The sequence below is a fragment of the Kribbella alba genome, from assembly GCF_039529635.1.
Lineage (GTDB): Bacteria > Actinomycetota > Actinomycetes > Propionibacteriales > Kribbellaceae > Kribbella > Kribbella alba.
The window spans coordinates 295,886-316,542 of record NZ_BAAANE010000010.1; the positions used below are offsets into that span (position 1 = coordinate 295,886).

General features: G+C 68.1%; 23 protein-coding genes. 12 read left to right on the top strand and 11 right to left on the bottom strand.

What is annotated here, in order from left to right:
• Positions 1-84: 84 nt before the first annotated feature.
• The gene (locus tag ABD210_RS28525) at positions 85-570 is read left to right on the top strand and encodes an HIT family protein (RefSeq protein ID WP_344115562.1); all 486 of its coding nucleotides are present in this window, start codon (positions 85-87) and stop codon (positions 568-570) included.
• Between the two features lie 876 nt (positions 571-1,446).
• Here ABD210_RS28525 and ABD210_RS28530 read toward each other — a convergent pair.
• From ABD210_RS28530 to ABD210_RS28545, 4 genes are all read right to left on the bottom strand, one after another.
• A complete protein-coding gene (locus ABD210_RS28530; RefSeq protein WP_344115564.1) occupies positions 1,447-1,935 on the bottom strand; it encodes a GNAT family N-acetyltransferase in 489 nt (162 codons plus the stop codon).
• Positions 1,936-1,963: 28 nt separating this feature from the next.
• A complete protein-coding gene (locus tag ABD210_RS28535; protein WP_344115566.1) occupies positions 1,964-2,269 on the bottom strand; it encodes an MGMT family protein in 306 nt (101 codons plus the stop codon).
• A gap of 31 nt (positions 2,270-2,300) precedes the next feature.
• On the bottom strand, positions 2,301-3,140 hold the full coding sequence (locus ABD210_RS28540) for a TIGR03560 family F420-dependent LLM class oxidoreductase (RefSeq protein WP_344115568.1): 840 nt from the start codon (positions 3,138-3,140) through the stop codon (positions 2,301-2,303).
• A gap of 63 nt (positions 3,141-3,203) precedes the next feature.
• The gene (locus ABD210_RS28545; RefSeq protein ID WP_344115569.1) at positions 3,204-3,470 is read right to left on the bottom strand and encodes a DUF2277 domain-containing protein; all 267 of its coding nucleotides are present in this window, start codon (positions 3,468-3,470) and stop codon (positions 3,204-3,206) included.
• A 77-nt stretch (positions 3,471-3,547) separates the two neighbouring features.
• Between ABD210_RS28545 and ABD210_RS28550 the strand changes: the two genes are divergently transcribed.
• A complete protein-coding gene (locus ABD210_RS28550; protein ID WP_344115571.1) occupies positions 3,548-4,189 on the top strand; it encodes a TetR/AcrR family transcriptional regulator in 642 nt (213 codons plus the stop codon).
• On the top strand, positions 4,186-4,989 hold the full coding sequence (locus ABD210_RS28555; protein ID WP_344115573.1) for a maleylpyruvate isomerase family mycothiol-dependent enzyme: 804 nt from the start codon (positions 4,186-4,188) through the stop codon (positions 4,987-4,989). The genes ABD210_RS28550 and ABD210_RS28555 overlap by 4 nt, the downstream gene beginning before the upstream one ends.
• Before the next feature lie 70 nt (positions 4,990-5,059).
• On the opposite strand, the gene moeZ is transcribed toward ABD210_RS28555, so the two are convergent.
• The 3 genes from moeZ to ABD210_RS28570 all read right to left on the bottom strand — a co-directional run bounded on the left by moeZ (position 5,060) and on the right by ABD210_RS28570 (position 10,192).
• Positions 5,060-6,250: an adenylyltransferase/sulfurtransferase MoeZ gene (gene moeZ / locus ABD210_RS28560; RefSeq protein WP_344115574.1), complete on the bottom strand. Its 1,191-nt coding sequence runs from the start codon at positions 6,248-6,250 to the stop codon at positions 5,060-5,062.
• Between the two features lie 155 nt (positions 6,251-6,405).
• Complete coding sequence (locus tag ABD210_RS28565) at positions 6,406-9,141, bottom strand: Calx-beta domain-containing protein (RefSeq protein WP_344115576.1); 2,736 nt, start codon at positions 9,139-9,141, stop codon at positions 6,406-6,408.
• 133 nt (positions 9,142-9,274) lie between these two features.
• The gene (locus ABD210_RS28570; protein WP_344115577.1) at positions 9,275-10,192 is read right to left on the bottom strand and encodes an alpha/beta fold hydrolase; all 918 of its coding nucleotides are present in this window, start codon (positions 10,190-10,192) and stop codon (positions 9,275-9,277) included.
• Between the two features lie 52 nt (positions 10,193-10,244).
• Between ABD210_RS28570 and ligD the strand changes: the two genes are divergently transcribed.
• The 5 genes from ligD to ABD210_RS28595 all read left to right on the top strand — a co-directional run bounded on the left by ligD (position 10,245) and on the right by ABD210_RS28595 (position 12,963).
• Positions 10,245-11,171, top strand: a complete 927-nt coding sequence (gene ligD, locus ABD210_RS28575) for a non-homologous end-joining DNA ligase (protein ID WP_344115579.1) — start codon at positions 10,245-10,247, stop codon at positions 11,169-11,171.
• Positions 11,172-11,221: 50 nt separating this feature from the next.
• Positions 11,222-11,506, top strand: coding sequence for a hypothetical protein (locus ABD210_RS28580; protein WP_344115580.1), 285 nt, complete (start codon positions 11,222-11,224; stop codon positions 11,504-11,506).
• A gap of 65 nt (positions 11,507-11,571) precedes the next feature.
• Positions 11,572-12,201 (top strand): TetR/AcrR family transcriptional regulator, encoded by a 630-nt coding sequence (locus ABD210_RS28585; protein ID WP_344115582.1) that lies wholly within the window; start codon positions 11,572-11,574, stop codon positions 12,199-12,201.
• Between the two features lie 121 nt (positions 12,202-12,322).
• Positions 12,323-12,550, top strand: coding sequence for a DUF3107 domain-containing protein (locus ABD210_RS28590; RefSeq protein WP_344115584.1), 228 nt, complete (start codon positions 12,323-12,325; stop codon positions 12,548-12,550).
• 131 nt (positions 12,551-12,681) lie between these two features.
• Positions 12,682-12,963: a GlsB/YeaQ/YmgE family stress response membrane protein gene (locus ABD210_RS28595; protein WP_344115585.1), complete on the top strand. Its 282-nt coding sequence runs from the start codon at positions 12,682-12,684 to the stop codon at positions 12,961-12,963.
• Between the two features lie 61 nt (positions 12,964-13,024).
• On the opposite strand, the gene ABD210_RS28600 is transcribed toward ABD210_RS28595, so the two are convergent.
• Entirely contained in the window at positions 13,025-13,708 is a 684-nt protein-coding gene (locus ABD210_RS28600) for a ferritin-like fold-containing protein (RefSeq protein WP_344115587.1), read from the bottom strand.
• A 300-nt stretch (positions 13,709-14,008) separates the two neighbouring features.
• On the opposite strand from ABD210_RS28600, the gene ABD210_RS28605 reads away from it, so the two are divergent.
• A complete protein-coding gene (locus ABD210_RS28605; protein WP_344115589.1) occupies positions 14,009-15,553 on the top strand; it encodes a DEAD/DEAH box helicase in 1,545 nt (514 codons plus the stop codon).
• A gap of 102 nt (positions 15,554-15,655) precedes the next feature.
• Positions 15,656-16,576, top strand: a complete 921-nt coding sequence (locus ABD210_RS28610; RefSeq protein WP_344115591.1) for a DUF4349 domain-containing protein — start codon at positions 15,656-15,658, stop codon at positions 16,574-16,576.
• On the opposite strand, the gene ABD210_RS28615 is transcribed toward ABD210_RS28610, so the two are convergent.
• Positions 16,573-17,322: a ParA family protein gene (locus tag ABD210_RS28615; protein WP_344115593.1), complete on the bottom strand. Its 750-nt coding sequence runs from the start codon at positions 17,320-17,322 to the stop codon at positions 16,573-16,575. The two genes, ABD210_RS28610 and ABD210_RS28615, sit on opposite strands and share 4 nt — an antisense overlap.
• 37 nt (positions 17,323-17,359) lie before the next feature.
• On the opposite strand from ABD210_RS28615, the gene ABD210_RS28620 reads away from it, so the two are divergent.
• Positions 17,360-18,217 carry an alpha/beta fold hydrolase gene (locus ABD210_RS28620; RefSeq protein ID WP_344115595.1) on the top strand — a complete coding sequence of 286 codons (858 nt, stop codon included), beginning with the start codon at positions 17,360-17,362 and terminating at the stop codon, positions 18,215-18,217.
• A 372-nt stretch (positions 18,218-18,589) separates the two neighbouring features.
• Positions 18,590-18,724 carry a hypothetical protein gene (locus tag ABD210_RS28625; protein WP_344115597.1) on the top strand — a complete coding sequence of 45 codons (135 nt, stop codon included), beginning with the start codon at positions 18,590-18,592 and terminating at the stop codon, positions 18,722-18,724.
• Here the strand turns inward: ABD210_RS28625 and ABD210_RS28630 are convergent.
• Positions 18,717-19,727 carry a hypothetical protein gene (locus ABD210_RS28630; RefSeq protein ID WP_344115598.1) on the bottom strand — a complete coding sequence of 337 codons (1,011 nt, stop codon included), beginning with the start codon at positions 19,725-19,727 and terminating at the stop codon, positions 18,717-18,719. The genes ABD210_RS28625 and ABD210_RS28630 overlap by 8 nt on opposite strands.
• The gene (locus ABD210_RS28635; protein WP_344115600.1) at positions 19,724-20,230 is read right to left on the bottom strand and encodes an RNA polymerase sigma factor; all 507 of its coding nucleotides are present in this window, start codon (positions 20,228-20,230) and stop codon (positions 19,724-19,726) included. Before ABD210_RS28635 ends, ABD210_RS28630 begins: the two co-directional genes overlap by 4 nt.
• Positions 20,231-20,657: the final 427 nt, after the last annotated feature.

Below are 20,657 nucleotides of genomic sequence, written 5' to 3' on the forward strand. Positions count from 1 at the left end.
CCGAGCCCCGATGTTCCCGCAATCCGGACAGTTCCAAAGTGGCAAGGTAGCTGTTGCGCCAATCCCTGGAACGGAAGGTCAGCGATGTTCAATCACGAGCCGGCGGGCTACCGCTGCCCGTTCTGCCTGATCGCAGCCGGTGGCGACGATCACCTGACCACCCAGAACGACATCGTCTTGAGGACAGACCGAGGGATGGCGTTCGTCTCATCCCGTTGGTGGCCGAACAACCACGGCCACGTTCTGGTCGCCCCGCACAACCATCACGAGAACCTCTACGATCTCCCGCCCGCCGACGGGCACGCAGTACACGATCTCGTTCGTGAGGTCGCGATCGCCATTCGCTCCACCTACGTCTGCGACGGCGTGTCAACGCGCCAGCACAACGAACCAGCCGGATACCAGGACGCGTGGCACCACCACGTCCACGTCTTCCCTCGCTTCGAGAACGACAACCTCTACAGCACACCTCACCTCCCCACGCCGGCCACTCCCGAAGAACGCGCGCCGTATGCGCAGAAGCTGCGAACCTACTTCGGCCTTCAACCGCCGCGAACCACGGACAGCTAGTCGGGGCCTCCGATACCAATTGGCCTGACCGAAGCGCCCAGAGGGTGTCCGAGGTCCCGAAACTAGCCGCGACCGGCCGCCGCCGCCCTGACCCTCTTCCCGGTCTCTCCCCGGCCCGACCCGCCCCACCTGTCCGCACTCCCCGGCTCGACCTGCCCGCCGGATTGTCGCGACTACCCGGCTCGACTCGCCGATCCACCGGCCTGATTTGGGCGGGTCGATCCGGGAAGTCGAGGAGCGACGGCGGGTCGAGCAGGGAAGACGGCGTGGCGGGCGGCTCGACCCGCCCACCTGTCCGCACTTCCCGGCTCGACCCGCCCGCACCTCCCCACTCCCCGGCCCGACCCGCCCGCACCTCCGCACTTCCCGGCTCGACCCGCCGGATTGTCGCGACTACCCGGCTCGACTCGCCGATCCACCGGCCTGATTTGGGCGGGTCGATCCGGGAAGTCGAGGAGCGACGGCGGGTCGAGCAGGGAAGACGGCACGGCGGCGGCGGGCCGGGCCGGGGAGTGCGGCAGTGCGGACAGGTGCGGCGGGTCGAGCAGGGAAGACGGCGCGGCGGCGGCGGGTCGGGCCGGGGAGTGCGGCAGTGCGGAAATGCGGACAGGTGGGGCGGGTCGAGCCGGAGGTGGGCAGGCCCCTAGCGGTGCGCGTGTGCCGTGCGACCGAACGGCCGGTCGTGAGAGTGCCGCCGCCGGGTTGCCTGCGAAAGGTAGTTGCCCTGACCACCCTGGCCGGAAGGTAGTCCGCTCAGGCCGAGGGCGAGATGGCTTACGCCGCCGAGGTCTTCCGCTGGTTCCGGGCCAGCGGATTGTCCGCGACGCCACACTGGGCAGGATCGACTCGGCCCCGACAGGTACCCGCGCGATGGCGTCACGCGAGCTGCTTGGCGTAGCAGATCTCAGCGTATTTGTCTTGTTTGTAAGGGGAAACCTCCTCGAAGCCGTTCTTGGTGTAGAGGGCGCGGGCTTCGGTGAGGTCGAGGCGGGTGTCGAGGATGATGCGCGTGGCGCCGAGCGCGCGCGCTACGTCGTCGACGGCTGCGAGCAATGCCGGACCACCGCCGGTTCCGCGGAACGCCGGGCGGACGTACACCCTGCCGAGCTCGACGGTTCCGGCGTCCTTGATGCGGAGACCCGCACACCCGGCCGCCTTCCCGTCGTACGTGCCTAGCAAGAACACGCCGGTCGGCGGAGCCAGGTCGTCGCTCGGGGCTTCTGCGAGCCCGGTCTCGATCTCCTCGGTTGTCCCGCGTCGGCCGAGATGCAGGAGGTAGTACCTGTCGGCTACGTCGACGAAATACTCGCGCAGCAACGTCAGCGCGTCCGGGGAATTCACGTCGGCCGGTTCGATGATCCACACGCCGCGCAGTCTGTCAGCGGATGGCCGCTCAGTCCTCCGGATTCTCCGGCGACCAGCGGGCCTGGCGGAGGTTCACCTTGCCGTTGGTGACGCGGACGCCGTCGCCCCGGAGCCGCTGGAGCTGCTCGTCGCCGACCTCCTCAGCAGGCACGCCGCTGGCGCGGATCACTCGCCACCACGGCACACCACCGCCGTACTCGCGCATGATCGCACCGACCTGCCGCGGCCCGCCCTGGCCGACGTACGACGCGATGTCCCCGTACGTCGCGACGCTGCCCGGCGGAATCGACTCGACCGCCAACAGCACCGCCTCGACGTACTCCTCCCGATCCACGACGCAACGTTATCCGCCGGGACCGACAAATTCAGGCGATCGGCGCGAGGGCCTTCGCGAGGGGCTCGAGGATCGAGGGCGGGGTGTCGAGCGGAAGGTTCATGATCACCAGGTCGACACCCGCTTCCCCGTACGCCGAGGCTTCGGCGACAGCTTGATCCAGCGTCTGGTCAGAGTCGATCCGGACGTTCACCGAGCAGGTGATCTCGCCCGGATCGCGACCGAGCTCTTCACAGTGCCCGACCAGGATCTCCTTGAGCGGCTTCCACTCCTCCGGGCTCGCTACGATCACGTTCCACTGCTGCGCCCAGCGGGCGACGGCGCGGAGAGTGCGCTTGGGACCCTTGCCCCCGATGGTGATCGGCGGGTGCGGACGCTGCACGGCCTTCGGGTTGCAGTAGGCGTCGGTGAGCTTCACGTACTGTCCGTCGAAGTTCGCGACCGGCTCGGTGAGCAGCGCGATCATCGCCTGGACGCCTTCGTCGAACCGGTCGAAGCGCTCCTTCAGCGGCGGCAGTTCGATGCCGTACGCGTCGCACTCCATCTGGTTCCAGCCGGCGCCTACGCCGAGCTCGAGCCGACCGTCGGAGATGATGTCGGTGGTCGCCGCCATGTTCGCGAGCACGGCGGGGTGTCGGTAGATCATGCCCGTCACCTGGCAGCCCACGCGGATCCGGCTGGTCGCCTGTGCCAGCGCGGCGAGCGTGGTCCAGGCCTCCAGGTTCGGCCCGGTCATATCGCCGCTCAACGGGTAGAAGTGGTCCCAGTGCCAGGCGGACTCGAAGATCTCGAACTCGTCCGCCGCGATCCACACGTCCCGCATCCGCTGCCAAGTCGTGTGCTCAGGCCTGGTCTTGATCGCAAACCGCATGCCGCGCCTCCGAGGTAAGGGTTTTCCACCGCCCCGAACTGTACCCCCGCTCGGATGACAGCATCAGTCGAGGCCGAGACGAGCCCGTACTTCGGGGCGGCGTAGCGGGGGCACGGTTTGTGGTGGGACGCGGCGGTCCGGCATCTCCTCCAGCAGGGCTTCGGTGATCTTGGCGACCTCGGCGGCAGCCCGCTCGATCGGGCCGCGGGTGGTCGCGCTCAGCGAGCCGACCCCGGTGACCTTGCGCACGTATTGCAGAGCGGCCGCGTAGATCTCTTCAGAAGTCGCCGCCGGCTCGAGTCCACGAAGAACGGTGATGTTTCTGCACATGCAACGACAGTACGTGCCGCCGGGGACAAACCTACGAGCTATTGACATACCTAATGCCATTAGGTTTTCCTCAAACCATGAGCACAGCCGCCACCGATCGCCGAAGCCGTCGCCGGCAGCAGACCATCGACGAGATCCTCGAGGTGGCCATCGAGCTGATGGAGGTCGAAGGTGTCGCCGCGTTGAGCTTGTCCGCGATCGCCCGGCAACTCGGCATGCAGCCGCCGTCGCTCTACCAGTACTTCCCGTCGAAGATGGCGATCTACGACGCCCTCTTCCAGCGTGGCGCCGAGCTTGTCCGCGATGCCCAGCGCAAGGCCCGCGCCGAGGCGGACACGACGGACCAACTGGCGATCGGCCTGGCCGGAGTCAACGCTCTGAGCCGGTGGTCCCTGCAGAACCGGGTCTACGCCCAGATCCTGTTCTGGCGGACCATTCCCGGGTTCGCACCATCGCCCGAGGCGTTCGCGCCGGCCCAGGAGATGCTCCAGGATCTGCGTGACCACCTGGCCGCGACGGTCGCGGCCGGCCAGCTTCACCCGGACGCCGCGAGCGAGGAAGGCATCGCCCTCTTCACCGCGATCACGGCCGGAGTGATGTCGCAGCAGCTGGCGAACGAGCCGGACGCCTCGTACGAGGAAGGCCGCTTCAGCCGGCTCATGCCCGTAGTACTCGAGATGTACTACCAGCGGTACAAACCGACCAGGGGGAAGAGATGAGCATGACAGCCGTCCAAGCCCGGGACATCACCCGCGCCGACCGCCCTACAGCACGCCTGCACCGCGACGCCGAGATCAACGCCTGGCACGGCCTGTTGGAGGCCCTCGACGGCACCGACTGGCAGCGTCGTACCGTCTGCGAGGAGTGGGACGTGGCCGACATCGTCGGGCACCTCTGCGGTCAGGCGGAGGACGTGATCCGGCCGTGGTCGTTCCCCTTGCGGGACCGGCGCGCGAAGCAGGTCTACCCGGACCTCCCGTTGCTGGACGCGCACATGATGGTGCAGGCCGACGAACATCGCGGTACTGCGCCGGCCGAGCTGCGCGCGCGGTTCGAACGACTGTGGGCGAAGGCGACTCGCACGATCTCACGCAACCCCGGGCTGTTCCGCCGGATGAACGTGAAGGTCGACGGGATGCCCGGGCTGAACAAGCTGAACCTCGGCTACATCCAGGACATCCTGCTAGCGCGCGATCTGTGGATGCACCGCGACGACGTGTGCCAGGCGCTCGGACGGGAGTTCGATGCCGGGCCGTACGCCGAGGCCGTGATCGCGCAGGTGATGCTCGACCTCGAGGACGGGCCGTTCTGGCAGGGGACGCCGGTGGTGCTCGTACTCAGCGGGCAAGGAGGCGGCACGTATCGGCTCGGGAGGGGCGAGCCGATCGCCACCGTTCAGACCGATGCTGTGGGCTACATGCGGACGTTGTCGGGTCGGGATGATCAGCCGGTGGTCGAGTTGCTCGAAGGTGATCGCGCCGGAGCCGAAGCCGTCGCCAGCTGCCGGATGCCGTTCTGAACGCGGCGACCCCCTCCACTGCACGCGGAGGGGGTCGCCGGAATGAACCCGGAATGAACCCGGAAAGAACTCAGTACGAAGGCTGGCTCGGGTCGATCTGGTCCACCCAGGCGACCACGCCGCCGCCCACGTGTACCGCGTCGGAGAAGCCGGCGCCCTTGGCGATGGCCAGCACCTCGGCGGAGCGGACACCGGACTTGCAGTGGAAGACCAGCTGCTTGTCCTGCGGAAGCTTCTCGAGGGCGACACCGGTCTGGAAGTCGGCCTTGGGGATCAGCACCGAGCCCGGGATCTTGTTGATCTCGTACTCGTTGGGCTCGCGGACGTCGATCAGCACGAAGTCCTTCTCGCCGTTGTCCTTCAGCTTGATCCACTCGCTCAGCTGCTTCACCGAGATGGTGGAACCGACGGCCGCGTCGGCCGCCTCCTCGGTGATCGCGCCGCAGAAGCTCTCGTAGTCGATCAGCTCGGTGACCGTCGGGTTCTCGCCGCAGATCGCGCAGTTCGGGTCCTTGCGGACCTTCAGCGCACGCCAGTTCAGGTCGAGGGCCTCGTAGATGTTCAGCCGGCCCAGCGACGGGTCGCCGATCCCCGTGAGCAGCTTGATCGCCTCGGTCACCTGGGCCGCGCCGACGGACGCGCAAAGCACGCCCAGCACGCCACCCTCGGCGCAGGACGGGACCATGCCGGGCGGCGGCGGCTCCGGGTAGAGGCAGCGGTAGCAGGGGCCGTGCTCGGCCCAGAACACGCTGACCTGGCCGTCGAAGCGGAAGATCGAGCCCCAGACGTACGGCTTGCCCAGCAGCACCGCGGCGTCGTTCACCAGGTACCGGGTGGCGAAGTTGTCGGTGCCGTCGACGATCAGGTCGTACGGCTCGAAGATCTCGAACACGTTGTCGTTGTCGAGGCGGACCTCGTGCAGCACGACGTTGGTGTTCGGGTTCGTCTCGAGGATCGACTCCTTGGCCGACTGCGCCTTGGACTTCCCGATGTCGGACTGACCGTGGATGATCTGGCGCTGCAGGTTCGACTCGTCGACGGTGTCGAACTCGACGATGCCCAGCGTGCCGACGCCTGCAGCGGCCAGGTAGAGCAGAGCGGGGCTGCCCAGACCGCCGGCACCGATCACCAGCACCTTGGCGTTCTTGAGCCGCTTCTGTCCGGCCATCCCGACCTCGGGGATGATCAGGTGCCGCGAATAGCGGCGGACCTCATCGATGGTCAGCTCGTCGGCCGGTTCGACCAGCGGGGGCAGGGACACTTGGCGCTCCTCGTCAGCGGGAAACTTGCGGAATCTCAGGGTTCAACCATCGATCCGCTCTCCATGTTCCCGCACCGCCCCAGCCGGGGTCCCCTAGGTCCGCATGCCGGGACGTCCGTCTCACTTCCAAAGCACCTCTGGGCCTCACGGTGGGGTCAGTCGTTGTCGCGGATGGTGGCGGTGAGGGTGACGGGGATCTCCAGGACGGCGCCGTCGACCTCCTGGACCCGGGCTGTGAAGGTCTCGGTGGACTCCTTCACCTTGTCGTCGACCATCTTCACCAGGATCTCGCCACTGGTCTGACCAGGCTCGAGGTAGGAGTAGAAGCTGGTGTCGGGCGGGTTGGTGGTGCCGTCGTCGTACTCGCTCAGGTAGTCCTTGCGGAGCACTGCGGTGCCGTTTTGCAGCACCCCGCTGACGGAGACGTACCGGTCACTCGGCGCGGACAGCTTGAGCGGGAACTTCAGGAACTGCTCGTTCTCCGTCGCGGCGCCCGAGCCGACCGACAACGTCGGCGTCGGGTCGTCGTCAACCACCAGGCTGCGTCCGAACGACTTGTCCAGGATCGCCTGCGTCGGCGCGGACAGCACCAGATTGAAGTTGAGGTCGTAGCTGTCGCGGGTGTTGCCCGTGACCGGCACGGTGACCTTCTGCCGGGTCTGCCCGGGCTTGAAGACGAGTCGCTTGCTGACCTCTCCGACGGACGTGCCCAGGTCGCCGTTCGTCTCGACGTACACGCTGACCGGCAGCGCGCTCGGCCGTGACATGGTCACCCAGTAGTCGAGGTTCTTGGTGCCGCTGTCGCCCTCCGGCACCTTCAGACCGGTCGTCGACAACCGCGGCAGCCGTGCCGGAGCCGACCGCCCGAGGTCCGCCTTGGAGAATGCCAGATCGCTGACGAACACCGAGCCGCCGGCGATCCGGTCGGTGCGCAACTCGACCGCTCGTACGTCGCGCAGGTCGATCCCCTTCAGCAAGGTGGTCGGGATCCGCACAGTGCGCAGCAGGTTCTTCGGCAGCCCGCTGTCGTTCGACCCGGGCATCCGCACAAGGGCATCACCCAGGCTGGATGCCTTTACCGCGACCGCCTTGGCGTGACCGTCGACCACCCGCACTGTCAGGTCGGTCCGGAGAGCACCGGCCGGATCGGGAGCCGCGCGGAACGAGAGTGCGGAGTATCCGCGGACGTCACGCTGCTTGGCGGACACGTTGATCCGCAGTACCCCGTTCTTGCCGGTCCACGTCAGCTTGGTGACTGCTGTGGTGGGGGTCTTCGCCGCGTACCACGCCTCGACCCAGTGCGGCGACTGTGAACTGTCGTCGGTCTTCACACAGTCCGACGAGCACACCGTCGCCTTCACGCTGCCGGTGACCGCTCCAGCCGGCAGTGCCTGGTCGAAGTGGTTCAGATCCCGTCGCGTCCCCGCGGGCGCCTGTGAAACAACCCGTACTACGGCTCGCCCGGCCGAGGTGGCTCGACTGTTCGATCCGTCGAGCAGGCCGAGGAACTTCGTCTCGTGGCCCAACTGGAGCCGGAAGAACCCCGCGACATAAGCGGTTCCGACGGCCTGCTGCTCCCTGGCGGTCAGCCGGCCCGCGTACTTCGCGCCGCAGGGCGAGGCCTTCTCGTCGCCCCACCAGTCGTCGTTCGAGGGTGCCTCCGACTGACCGGGGGTCCACTCGGTGTTGAAGAAGTTGTGGTTCGCCCCGAGCACGGTCACCGTCGACCTCGGCGCCGCATCACCAGTCACGGAGTACCGGGTGTCGTCGTAGAACTTCTGCCCCTGCAGGTCGGAGACGTCGCCGTCGCAGTACGGCAGGACAACGCTCATCGCGACGCCGGGGACCGTGGACCGGGCGAAATCGGTCGGCGCCAGCGGCAGGACTGCCCGGATCCCGTACCTGCCGCCGCGGTCCGCGTTCAGCACCGCGGCACGGGCGACCCCCTCACCACCGCGGGAGTGACCCATCAGGCCGATGTTCTGCAGATTCACCTTGCCGACGAACGTCCGGCCGAACGGGCCGCCGCCGATGGTGGACCACTTCTTCCACAGATCCAGGTGGTCCAGGATCAACTCGGCGCGAGCCTGCGCGCCCGAGTCGTACACGCCGCCGTCGTACGCGTTCACGGCGTTCGCGCTGATCGACACGACCTGGTAGCCGTTGCTGGCAAGCGCCTTCGCCGGACCGTCGTACCCGCGGAAGCTCGGCACCGGCTTCGCGCCGCCGCTGCACGGCCACGGCTTGTCCGCCTGCCCGGATTGGTCGCCGCCGTAGCAGTACTCGTGCCGGCCGTGCAGGAAAATCACCAGCGGGCGAGCGCCGACGGCTCCGTGGGGTGAGTACACCTTGCCGCGCATTTCTGACTTCTCCCCCAGCCCCGGCAGGGAGACGGCCTGATCACCCAGGTTGTATTCGGCCGTGTCGACCGAATAGTGGCCGGTGGCACCAGGATCGTCAGGCAACAGCGGACCTTTCGGCGCGTTCAACCAGTCGGCATCCGTTCCGCCGCCGCCCACACGCCGCGACCTCTGGTTGCCCTTGGCCGCGTCCGAGGACCAGACCAACTGGACGTTCTTTGCCTTCAGCACCGTTGGATCCGGGCTGACCATCGTCACGGTCCGCCGGTCCGCCGACTGCCGCGCCACTCCGACCGGAACGCCATCCACCGCGAGTAGCGGCAACGCGTCGCGCATCGGCGCGGGGTCGTTCAGCCGCAGCGTGATCCGGAAGCCGCCGGCAGCCGGCTCGACCGTCCAATCCTTGCCCTTGGCAACAGGTGCAGGTGCCGCCGCTGCATCGGCCGCCGGCGCCAACCCCACCCCCAGTAGTGCGAACATCCCCAGCGACAGCCCGATCAACCGCACGGTGTTCCCTTCGTCGACGAACAAACCACTTCGTCTGACTCCACGAGCGGGCGGTCGGTTGTCTACGTCGACGAATCGGTGCAGGGATCATCCCACGGGATGACAGTCACCGCTCCGATTGACGACCCGGGTCGCTACTGCGGCAGCTCGCGAACTGCTACGCGATCAGCTGGCGGAAGGCGATCTCGACCTGCTCGGGGTATTCCATCTGCGCCACGTGACCGGACTTGGGGATGTAAAGCAGTCGAGCGTCGGGGAAGGTGCGTTGAGCCTTGGTGCGAATCCGCGCATCGACCAGCCGGTCCTTGCCGCCATAGATCAGGAGCACAGGGCAACTGATCTTCGCCGCGTCGGCCCACAGCGATCGCCGCGGCGGCGCAAGGTACGACAGCAGGACGCTGCGAGCCCCCTCGAGAGTGGCTTGCGTCCCCCACGACAGCCCGTCCCGCCGACGCAACTCCTCCTCATACACCTGCCGTACTTCGGGGGGCAGCGTGCGGGGATCGCCGAAGATCATCGACAGGGACGCCTGGAACCTCCGGTCGAACGGCAACCGCTTGGTCCGCTCCAGTACAGCCTTGCCCAGCCGGGGAGTCGCGACCGCGGCGAACCAGATCGCGGTGGCCGACGCCCGCGGGTGCGGTAGGGCCGGGGAGATCAGGGTCAGCGAGGCGACCTGCTCCGGGCGCTGCGCCGCAAGAGCCACAGCAGCAGCTCCACCCATGGAGTTCCCGAACACGTGCGCGGGCTGGTCGAACTCCGTGTCCATCAGCTTGCCCAGCAGGTCCGCTTGCTGCCGGATGCCCCCCACGCCCGGCAGCGGCGGAGTACGGCCGAAGCCAGGCAGGTCCGGCGCGAGGCCGCGGACGGTGTCGTTCAGCAGCAGACCGAGTGCGGTCCAGTTCAGCGACGAGCCCCCGAGTCCGTGCACGAAAAGAGCGGGAGGTAGGTCCTTCGCCGCTCCCGGCGTCTCCCTGACCAGCAACTCGCCGCCGGCGACCGGCACCTTGCGGGCCGGCCATTGTTGCGCTCCCAACGGCACCGAAGCACCGGTTACCGCCCCGTAACTCTCCACAAAGCCATGTTAAAGCCGCCCGACTCCGGCTTTTGTCGGGACACTGTGACCTATGGCCGCTGGACCGAAGCAACTGACCACTGAGGTCGATGGGCAGACTATGAAGCTCACCAACCTCGACAAGGTGCTCTACCCGAAGACAGGTTTCACCAAGGCCGAGGTGATCGACTACTACCACCAGGTGGCACCGCTGCTCCTGCCACACCTGTCGGACCGGCCGCTGACCCGCAAGCGCTGGCCGGACGGCACCGGCGCGGCGTACTTCTTCGAGAAGAACGCACCCCGCGGTACGCCGGACTGGGTCCGCACGGTGACCCTGCCGACCCCCGGAAGTTCCACCGGGCGGGACGAGGCCGACTTCGTGGTGGCGGATGACGTCCCGACCATCGTGTGGCTCGCCAACCTCGCCGCGCTCGAGTTGCACGTCCCGCAATGGCGGATCGGCCTTTCCGAACAGGGCAAGAACCCGCGAGCCGATCTGATCGTGTTCGACCTGGACCCGGGCGCGCCGGCCACTATCGTGGAGTGCTGCGACGTGGCCATGGCTCTCCGGGAGCTGCTGGGCCACTACGGTCTCGAGGGGTGGGCCAAGACCTCAGGGAACAAGGGGATGCACCTCTACGTCCCGGTCGAGCCGACGTCGTCGCGGACCACCAGCGCGTTCGCCAAGCAGCTCGCGGAGCAGCTGGCCGAGGCGCTACCGGAGAACGTGACCGCGAACATGACGAAGGCGCTCCGGCCGGGCAAGGTCTTCATCGACTGGAGCCAGAACGCCAGCGCCAAGACCACCCTCGCGCCGTACTCGCTGCGGGGCGCCGACGAGCCGCGGGTGTCGACACCGATCGACTGGGACGAGGTCGCCGCCGCCCGGACACCGGCCGACCTGACCTTCCTGCCGGCCGACGTGCTCGCCCGGATCGAGGAGTACGGCGACGTGTTGGAGGGCCTGTACGACGATCCGAAGCCGCTACCGTCTTAACTGTCACGCCCTTGGGTACCTGTCAGTACTTGGCCCCTGAGAGGAGCTCCATGACCACCCCAGACGAGAACACTGCGCTGGACCTGCCGCTCGAGGCTCCGGATGCCGACGTCGTGGAGCAGCGCCAGGCGCTGACCGGCCTCGAGGGGTGGGACGAGCCCTCCGAAGTACCGGTCGAAGCGGACCCGGCCGACGTCCTGGAGCAGCATCAGCCGCCGCCCGGACTCGACGATCGCGACGACGACCTGTCCGATCTGCCGACCGAGGCCGACCCGGCCGACGTGGCGGAGCAGCGCCGAACGGTCGGCGGAACCGACGACGAGGACTACCGATAGGTAGGATTCGGTTGAACCACCCGGGGGTCGCCGTCCGCCGGGGCCGCAAGATTGAAGGAGCCGACGTGTCGACGACACCGGAGACTGCGCCCAAGCGCGGCAGCCGCCTGCCGCGTCTGGCCCGCCGCGCGCAACTGCTCGAGGCGGCCCAGGAGGTCTTCGTCGCGAACGGCTACCACGCCGCCGCGATGGACGACATCGCCGATCGCGCCGGCGTCTCGAAGCCGGTGCTCTACCAGCACTTCCCGGGCAAGCTCGACCTCTACCTGGCGCTGCTGGACACCTCCTGCGACGCGATCGTGGCCTCAGTCCGGGACGCCCTGCGCTCCACCGAGGACAACAAGGAACGCGTCGGCGCCACCATCCACGCGTTCTACGAGTACGTGGCGAACGCGCAGGGTGCGTTCCGGCTGGTCTTCGAGTCCGACCTGACCAACGAACCCGCAGTACGGGAGCGGGTGGAGCGGGTCACCCACCAGTGCGCCGAGGCGTGTTCGGAGGTGATCAGCGCGGACGCGGGGCTGAGCAAGGAACAGTCGATGGTGCTGGCGGTCAGCCTGGTCGGCATGGCCCAGGTGAGCGCGCGGTACTGGCTCGGCTCGGAGAACTCCTCACTCGCCCAGCAGCAGGCCGCCGACCTGGTCGCCAGCCTGGCCTGGCGCGGCATCCGCGGGTTCCCCCGCACCGAGAGCTGACCTCGTTCTGCCCCACTGGTTCTGCTCTGGGCGGACGGGTGAGAGCCGGGGGTCCACACCGGATAGGCTCGAATCGGGTACCGGCGAGAGCCGCCGGTCGGAACGTGCCCGGGAGGGTTTCGTGGAGGTCAAGATCGGCGTCCAGCACGCCAATCGCGAGTTGGTGCTGGAGAGCGAGCAGAGCCCCGAAGAGGTCGAGCAGGCTGTCGCGGACGCGCTCGCCGGGAAGTCCAACCTGCTGCAGCTGACGGACGAGAAGGGCCGCCGGGTGATCGTCCCGGCCGACCGGCTCGCGTACGTCGAGATCGGCGAGGTGTCGATCCGCAAGGTCGGTTTCGGCGCCATCTGAGTCACGGTGGCGTGTCCTGGTTGCGGTGTGCGACGAAGCGAGGACGATGGGTTGTAGACCTGCGTGTTAGGTGGTCTGTTTAGCGACGGGCACCGAACAGGCGCAGGTCAGCCATCCATCAAGGAGGAACCGTGTACTGGGTCTGGATGCTCATCGTGAGTCTCATCGCCGGCATCATCTTCGGGCCGCTTGCCCGGCTGGTGCTTCCGGGCAAGCAGAACATCAGCCTCGGCTGGACCATCCTCGGCGGCGGCATCGGCGCCTTCATCGGCGGCCTGATCGCCAAAGCCCTCGGCGTCAAGGACACCAGCGGACCCGACTGGACGCAGTACCTGATCCAGATCGTCTGCGCCGTCATCGTCGTCGCGATCATCGCGGGATACCAAGGCAGATCAAGAACCTCTGCTGCCTGATCCGCACCACCACAGCGGCCGCCACCCCACTCGGGGCAGGCGGCCGCTCTGCTGTTCGGGCTCAGGCCTGGAGGCCGAGGGCGGTCATGCGGGCGGTGTGGGCTTCGGTCAGGCGGGTGAACATGCGGCCGATCGCGGCCAGGTCGAGGCCTGGACGGTCAACGCTGCCGGCCAGCAGGGCAGCGAGCGGATCACGGTCCGCGGCGATCCGCTGGGCCTGGCTCAGCGCCTCGCCGACGAGCCGGCGTCCCCACAGGGCAAGGCGGCCGCCGAGCTTCGGGTCCTCCTCGATCGCGGCCCGCACCCGGTCCACCACGAACTCGGCCTGGCCGGAATCCGCGAACACCTCGAGCACCAGGGCCCGGGTCTCCGCATCCACGTACGCCGCGACCTCCCGGTAGAAGTCGTTCGCCAGACCGTCACCGACGTACGCCTTCACCAGGCCCTCGAGCCAGTCCGCCGGGGCGGTGTGGTCGTGGAACGCGTCCAGCGGGGTCACGAACGGTTCCATCGCGTCCATCGGGTCGACCCCGAGCTCGACCAGCCGGTCCCGCAACTGCACGAAATGCCCGAACTCGGTGGTCGCCAGCTGGGCCAGCTGGGCCTTGTCGTCGAGGGTGGGGGCGAGCTTCGCATCCTCGGCGATCCGCTCGAACGCGGTCAGTTCGCCGTACGCGAGGACACCCAGCAGATCCACAGCCGCGGCCCGGTAGGCGGGATCATCGAAGGCCGTCAATTCCGTCATGGGCCGCACACTATCGGGCAGCCGGTACCGAGGCCGGATGTGCGCGGGGCGGCCGTACCTGGTATTCCCGCTACACTGGAGGTTGTTTCGCCGGTGACGCGCCCAGATGGGCAAGCTGGTGCGAGCCGCTTGCACAGTGTCCCGCGCCGTGAAGTTCAGGCGCCCGGCCCTGTTGCAACTGTCCGCACAAGCATGTGAGAGGCGATCAGCCTGACCACCTTCCGAGAGCTCGGGGTCCTGCCCGAGATCTGTGACGCGCTCGATCGCGTCAACATCGTGGAGCCATTTCCGATCCAGGAGATGACGCTCCCCGTCGCACTGATGGGGACCGACCTGATCGGCCAGGCCCGAACCGGCACCGGGAAGACCCTCGGGTTCGGTATCCCGCTGCTGCAGCGCACCATCTCCCCCGGCGAAGCCGACTACGAGGAGCTGGCCGCACCCGGCAAGCCGCAAGCGCTGGTCGTCACCCCGACCCGCGAGCTGACCATCCAGGTCGCCAAGGACCTGGAGACCGCGTCGACGGTCCGCACCGTCCGCATCCTCACCATCTACGGCGGGGTCGCTTACGACCCGCAGCTGGATGCCCTGAAGTCCGGCGTCGACGTCGTCGTCGGTACGCCGGGACGGCTGCTCGACCTGGCCAACCGCGGCGTGCTCGACCTGAGCCACATCAAGGTGCTGGTGCTCGACGAGGCCGACGAGATGCTCGACCTCGGCTTCCTGCCTGACGTGGAACGCATTCTGCGCAAGACGCCCGAGCTCCGCCAGACGATGTTGTTCTCGGCAACCATGCCGTCCGCCGTGGTCTCGTTGGCCCGCACGCACATGCGGCACCCGCTGAACATCCGGGCAGAGTCGCACGACGACTCCCAGATGGTCCCGGCCACCGCGCAGTTCGTCTACCGCGCGCACGACCTGGACAAGCCGGAGGTCGTCGCCCGCATCCTGCAGGCCGAGGACCGCGGCCGGGTGATGATCTTCTGCCGCACCAAGCGCGAAGCGTCCCGGCTCACCGACGACCTGATCGACCGTGGGTTCAAGGCCGCCGCGATCCACGGCGACCTGAACCAGCAGGCCCGGGAGCGGGCGCTGACCCGCTTCCGCGGCGACAAGATCGACGTACTGGTCTGTACCGACGTCGCGGCGCGTGGCATCGATGTCGAGGGCGTCACCCACGTCATCAACAACACCTGTCCCGAGGACGAGAAGGCCTACGTGCACCGGATCGGCCGCACCGGCCGCGCGGGTGCGAGTGGCATCGCCGTCACCTTCGTCGACTGGCCGGACCTGGTCCGCTGGAAGACGATCAACAAGGCGCTCGACCTGCCCTACGACGAGCCGCAGGAGATCTACTCGACCTCCCCCGAGCTCTACCACGATCTCGGCATCCCGACCGAGGCGAAGGGCCGGATCAAGCCGGCCCGTCCCGCCGAGGAGAAGCCTGCCCGCGAGAAGCCGGCCGGGCGTACGGCCGAAGAGGGCGAGTCGGGCGAGCGGACGGCCCGGAAGCGGCCCAACCGCAACCGGCGACGGCTCCGCTCGGGGCAGCCGCTCGAGGGCGAGGTCGCGGCCAAGGAGAAGTCCGAGGCGGACGTGACCGCCAAGACCGAGGTCCCGCCGACCGCTGAGTCGTCGTCACAAGCAGCCGAGGCGCCGCGGAAGTCCCGGCAGCGCACGCGCCGCCGCAGTACCTCTGAGGCCACGAAGGGCAGCAGCGAGCTCGAGGCTGACGTCCAGGCCGCAGCAGAGCCCAAGGCCGAGGCGCCGCGCAAGAAGGCGGCACCGCAGAAGGCTGAGGCGCCGGTGAACGGGATCATGCCGACCTTCACCTCGCCGGAGTAGCCGACCGGTCCGTGCCACAACTGTGACCCGCCGACCGCAACAACCCGCGCGGTCCCACCCGTCCTAGGTCCGAACTGACCATCGGGCGGGAAGGGTGTGGCGATGACGAGGACGCGTTTCACGGCCGCGGCAGCAGGAGCGATCCTGACCGCGGCCGTTCTGCTGTCCGGCTGTAGCGGCAGCAACGGCGACTCCGGTACTTCGGGCGGCGCCGCGGCGGTTCCGGAACAAGCCGACGGGGGCGTCTCCAAGGGTGACGTGGCCACGGACGGCAAGGCGCCAGTACCGGCGCCGCAGGCCCAGCCGACGGTGACTCGCGCGATCATCAAGACCGGGACGCTCACCGTCGAGGACCCCGACGTCGACGCGAAGCGGCAGGATGCGATCACGATCGTCGCGTCGCTGCGAGGGCAGGTCGCCTCGGAGGACACCGGAAGCGATGCGGACGGCAAGATCACCCGGGCGAACCTGGTGCTCAAGGTGCCGACCGCGTCGTACGAGACCGCGATCCAGCGCCTGTCCGGCCTTGGCAAGCGGACCGCGATCCATCAGGAATCGAGCGACGTCACCGAAGCGGTGGTCGACGTGGAGAGCCGGATCTCCTCGCAGCGGGCGAGTCTGCAACGGATGCGGACGTTGCTGGCCAAGGCGAACACGATCGGCGAGATCGTGTCGGTGGAGACCGAACTGACCCGCCGGGAGGCCGACCTGGAGGCGTTGCTGGCCAAGCAGAAGGCGCTCTCCCTGCAAACGGAGCTGGCAACTCTGTCTCTTGTGCTGGCAGAACCGGGCAAGGCGCCGGTGGAGCAGAAGAAGGATCGTGGCTTCCTGGCTGGGCTTAAGGGCGGCTGGGACGCGTTCACCGCTACGTTCTTCGCGCTGGCGACGGCTCTGGGTGCGGTGTTGCCGTTCCTGATCGCCTTCGCGCTGATCGCTGTCCCGCTTTGGCGGTACCGTGGTCGCCTTCGTCGGACTCCCGCTAGCGTGTCCGCTGGTCCTCCGACGCAGCCGGATGCCAGCTAGACCATGGCAGCCGCGAGCGCCCTGTACGCCTTGGCGCCGGCCGTGGTCGATGCCGTGGTGAGGATCGTGTTGCCGATCGCCGGGGCCTCGGCGAAGCGAATGGATTTCGGGATGGACGGGGCGAGCACCGTCAGCGAATAGGTGTCGGCGATGGTTTCCAGCACGGCCCGAGCGTGCGTAGTACGGCCGTCGTAGAGGGTCGGCAGGACGCCGAGGATCCGCAGATCCGGGTTGGTCAGGCGCTGGACATCGTGGATGGTGTCCAGCAATTGACCGACACCGCGATGCGCGAGGGTCTCGCACTGCAAGGGAATCAGCACATCCGACGCCGCCGACAAGCCGTTCACCGTCAGCAGTCCGAGGGTCGGCGGGCAGTCGATCACGATCCAGTCGTACGCCGACCGCAACGGGCGCAGGGCCGTTCGTACCATCTGCTCCGGCCCACTCTCGGCGGCCAGGCGGACCTCGGCCGTGGCCAGCTCGATCGTCGCCGGCAGCAGATCCGGCCCTTCATCGGTGGAGACCAGCACGTCCCGCGCCTTCTCCCCGCCGAGCAGGACGTGATGGATCGACCTGTCCAGGTCCTCCGGGTCGGTTCCGAGCGAGAACGTCAGGCAGGCCTGGGGATCGAGGTCGACCAGCAGCACGCGCTGACCGAGCTCCACCAGGGCAGCACCTAGGGAGGCAACCGTGGTCGTCTTGGCCACGCCGCCCTTCTGGTTGGCAACCGCGAGTGTGCGAGGCACCCGCACATTGTGCCGCACCGTGGCATACCGTTGACACGTGAGTACGCCGCGCACGCTGACGCTGCCAGAAGGGGTCCGCCCCGCGAGCCTCGAGACCGACCGTGGCACCTTCGCCACCTTGCAGGCCAGGCCGGACGTCGGTACGCCGCTCGGCACGGTGTTGCTGGTTCCCGGCTGGACCGGCAGCAAGGAAGACTTCACCCCGCTCGTGGACCACCTCGCGCGGTACGGCTGGATCGCCGTCGCCGTGGACCAGCGCGGCCAGTACGAGACGCCTGGCCCCGCCGACGCCACGGCGTACACGCTGGCGGAGTTCGGAGCGGACGTCGTGGCGATGAGTAAGGCGCTCGGCGGCTACAGCCAGCTCGTTGGGCACTCCTTCGGCGGGTTGGTCGCGCGGGAGGCGGTGCTGACCGACCCGAGCGTGTTCTCCACGATCACGCTGATGTGCTCCGGCCCTGGCGGTTTCAGCGACGAGGCGAAGCGACAAGGACTGCAGATGCTCGCGTTCGGCCTGGACAACCTGCCGATCGAGCAGGTGTACGACCTGAAGCTCGACCACGACAGTAAGGAACCCCAGTACGTCGCGCCAGCCGAGGACGTCGCCGCTTTCCTGCGCAAGCGGTTCACCGGAAACGTGCCGGCGAGCCTCGCGGAGATCACCCGGCGACTGATCGATGCCGACGACCGCACAGAGCAGCTCGCGAAAACCGGCGTCCGGGCCCAGGTGATGTACGGCGAGACCGACGACGGCTGGCCGCTTGCGGTGCAGGACGCGATGGCGGACATCCTCGGCGTGCAGCCGCAGATGATCGCCGACGCAGGACACTCCCCGGCGATCGACCAGCCCGCCGCGACGGCACGGATGCTGGTCGAGTTCTTCCACGACCGCTGACGAGCCCCCGTGCACCCCTGGCGGCCTAATCTGGTCTAGTCAAGCGAGGGGGCCGCCCCAATGGCTGGACCCTCAGCCCACGGCACACCGAGTTGCTCCTGGGAGATCCCGCCAGGGTCCGGGTCTCGGTGGCTCCGGCGCCGATGGCCAGCCTGATCTCCCTGGTCGTTGACGCGCTCGGCGGCCCTCGCCAAGGCATCGCCCCGGAGTGGACTCGTGCCGTTCGCCGCGCACTGCCGGCAGAGGCCGCTCAGGCAGTCACGCCGATGTTCGACCGGACGCGCGCGCTGCTGCCGGCGTGCCTGACGCCCGCCGCTCTGGCAGCAGTCCGCGGCGCTCCGGACCCGCGAGGCCGAGCGGATCGGCGCGGCTGTGGTCACCGGCGGCCTCGACGTGCTCTTGTCGAACCTGGCCTCGGCAGGCCTGGTGGTTCGCGAACGAGTGGGCCGCGAGGTCCGCATCCAACGGACTCCCCGCGGCGACGCACTCGTCGGCCTGCTCAGCTGATCCGTTTCACCTCGGGCCGGAGATCGAGGATGTCCAGACCGATCGGGGCAAGGGCCGCTTTGGCAGCCTCGTCGTACACAAGGAGGTCGACGCTGACCGGGTGATCTCCGACGGACTGGCCGGTGCCGAAGATGCCTAGGTCCTTCTGCGCCATCAGGGCCGACACCGCGCCGCCGGACTTGGTGACCTCGTTCCGGCTGTACTTCGCTTGGAAGACGCACACGTTTCCGGTGTACACGCCCTTGATCGCCTGGCGAACCGCGTCCACGTTGCCATGGGCAACACCGACCATCAAGACCACCGGGGCGTTGACCGCCTGCCCCAGCGGGTAGCGCATCGCGGGCTGTTCGAGCTCGGCGCCGCGAGCGTTGAAGAAGGCGTCCACTGCCGGACCGCCCGGCTCCACGATGCCGCCCGGCTGCCAACCACCCGCCGGCGGATCGCACGGGATCTTCGGTTCGGGCACTGGTTGCTCTTTCAGCGGGACCGACTGCTGTTGCACGGCGAGCTTGCGGTCGTTCCAGATCCCGACTAGGTGAGCCTGGCCGGAGCGCGTGCCCTTGATGGTCGACGGATTGCTGAGGCGGTCCAGGTCGACCCCGGTCAGTTGGACCTCGAGGTTCGGCGGGCACGTGGGTGCGGGCTCCTTGCCGGGGAGGTAGCCGACGGCGTTCTGCGGCACCGCTGGGCAGAACACCGGCTGCTTGCCGGCTGCCGCGATCACCTGGCCGCTGACCTCCACCTTGTCGCCGTTGTGCACAAGCAGCGGATCTTCATTGCTGGGGGCAACTAGCTGCGGGGCATCTTTGTGGCCGGGCAGGACGACCAGCGCCGCAATGGCGATCGCGGCGACGCTGGCGGCAGCCAGGACCGGGACCCATCGATGCGGACGCTTGCCCTGGGTGATCCGGTCGAGCTCGGGCTCGGGGGGTGACGGCTGTCCGGCGCGCCACTGGGCGCCGGCCTTCGCCAGCAGGTCGTCGACCTTGTCGACGGGGTTCATTCGCTGACCTCCAGCAAGGAGCGCAGGCGGGCCCGCGCATCGGAAAGAGTTGATTTGACGGTGCCCTCGGAACAGCCCATCACCGCTGCGGTGTCAGCTATCGACAGATCAGCGAAGTAGTAGCAGTCCACGGCCAATCGCTGCCGCGTCGACAACGTGCCGACGGCGTGGTCCACATCCACGCGGGCTTCTACATCCGGCCGCGCCTCCGGTGTGTCGTGCTCGTCGAGCTCGGCGACCGGACGCAACCGCTTGGCCGCCTTACGAGCCTGGTCCGCCGTGATCGCGAGCAACCAGGCGGACGCCGTACCGCGCGACGCGTCGTACTGGTGGCGCTTCAACCAAGCCCGCGTCAACGACTCCTGCACGATGTCGTCTCGATCGGCCCCGACCGCCAGCCGAGCAGCAAGCCGTGCCATGGACGACAGATGCGGGCGCACCCACTCCACGAACCCCGCCCCATCCGAGGGCGGAGCCGTAGAAGCAGTCGGCTCACCTGTCATCGTCGGCACACCTTGTATACCCACGCCGCCCCTCATCCGGTTGGGTCTCTCGCTCACTAAACGACAACACCTGCCCCAAGTCATGGCCCCGGCTCGCTCTTCGGCCGCTTCTCCCACCCCATCGGCTGCCACCAAACCTCCGTCGCCTGCCCGCATCGCCAACCAAGATGTACGGCGATGCGGACGCTGTCCTCCGTGGCGCACTCACCGGCCAGTCCAGCGAGCCGCCGGGGTCTGCGGGCTCGCCCGTTCTTCGGTCGGGATCACAGTCATCCACAGTGACGGGGATTGATGACATATATATCCGGTTTTTGGCTGGTGGGGTGTGATGTTTTCCCTTGTGGATAAGGGCAAACTGGTCGGTTGCGGGTTTGCTCGGGGTCCCCGGCCGGGCGTAGGGTCGAACACATGTTCGGACGGGATGTGG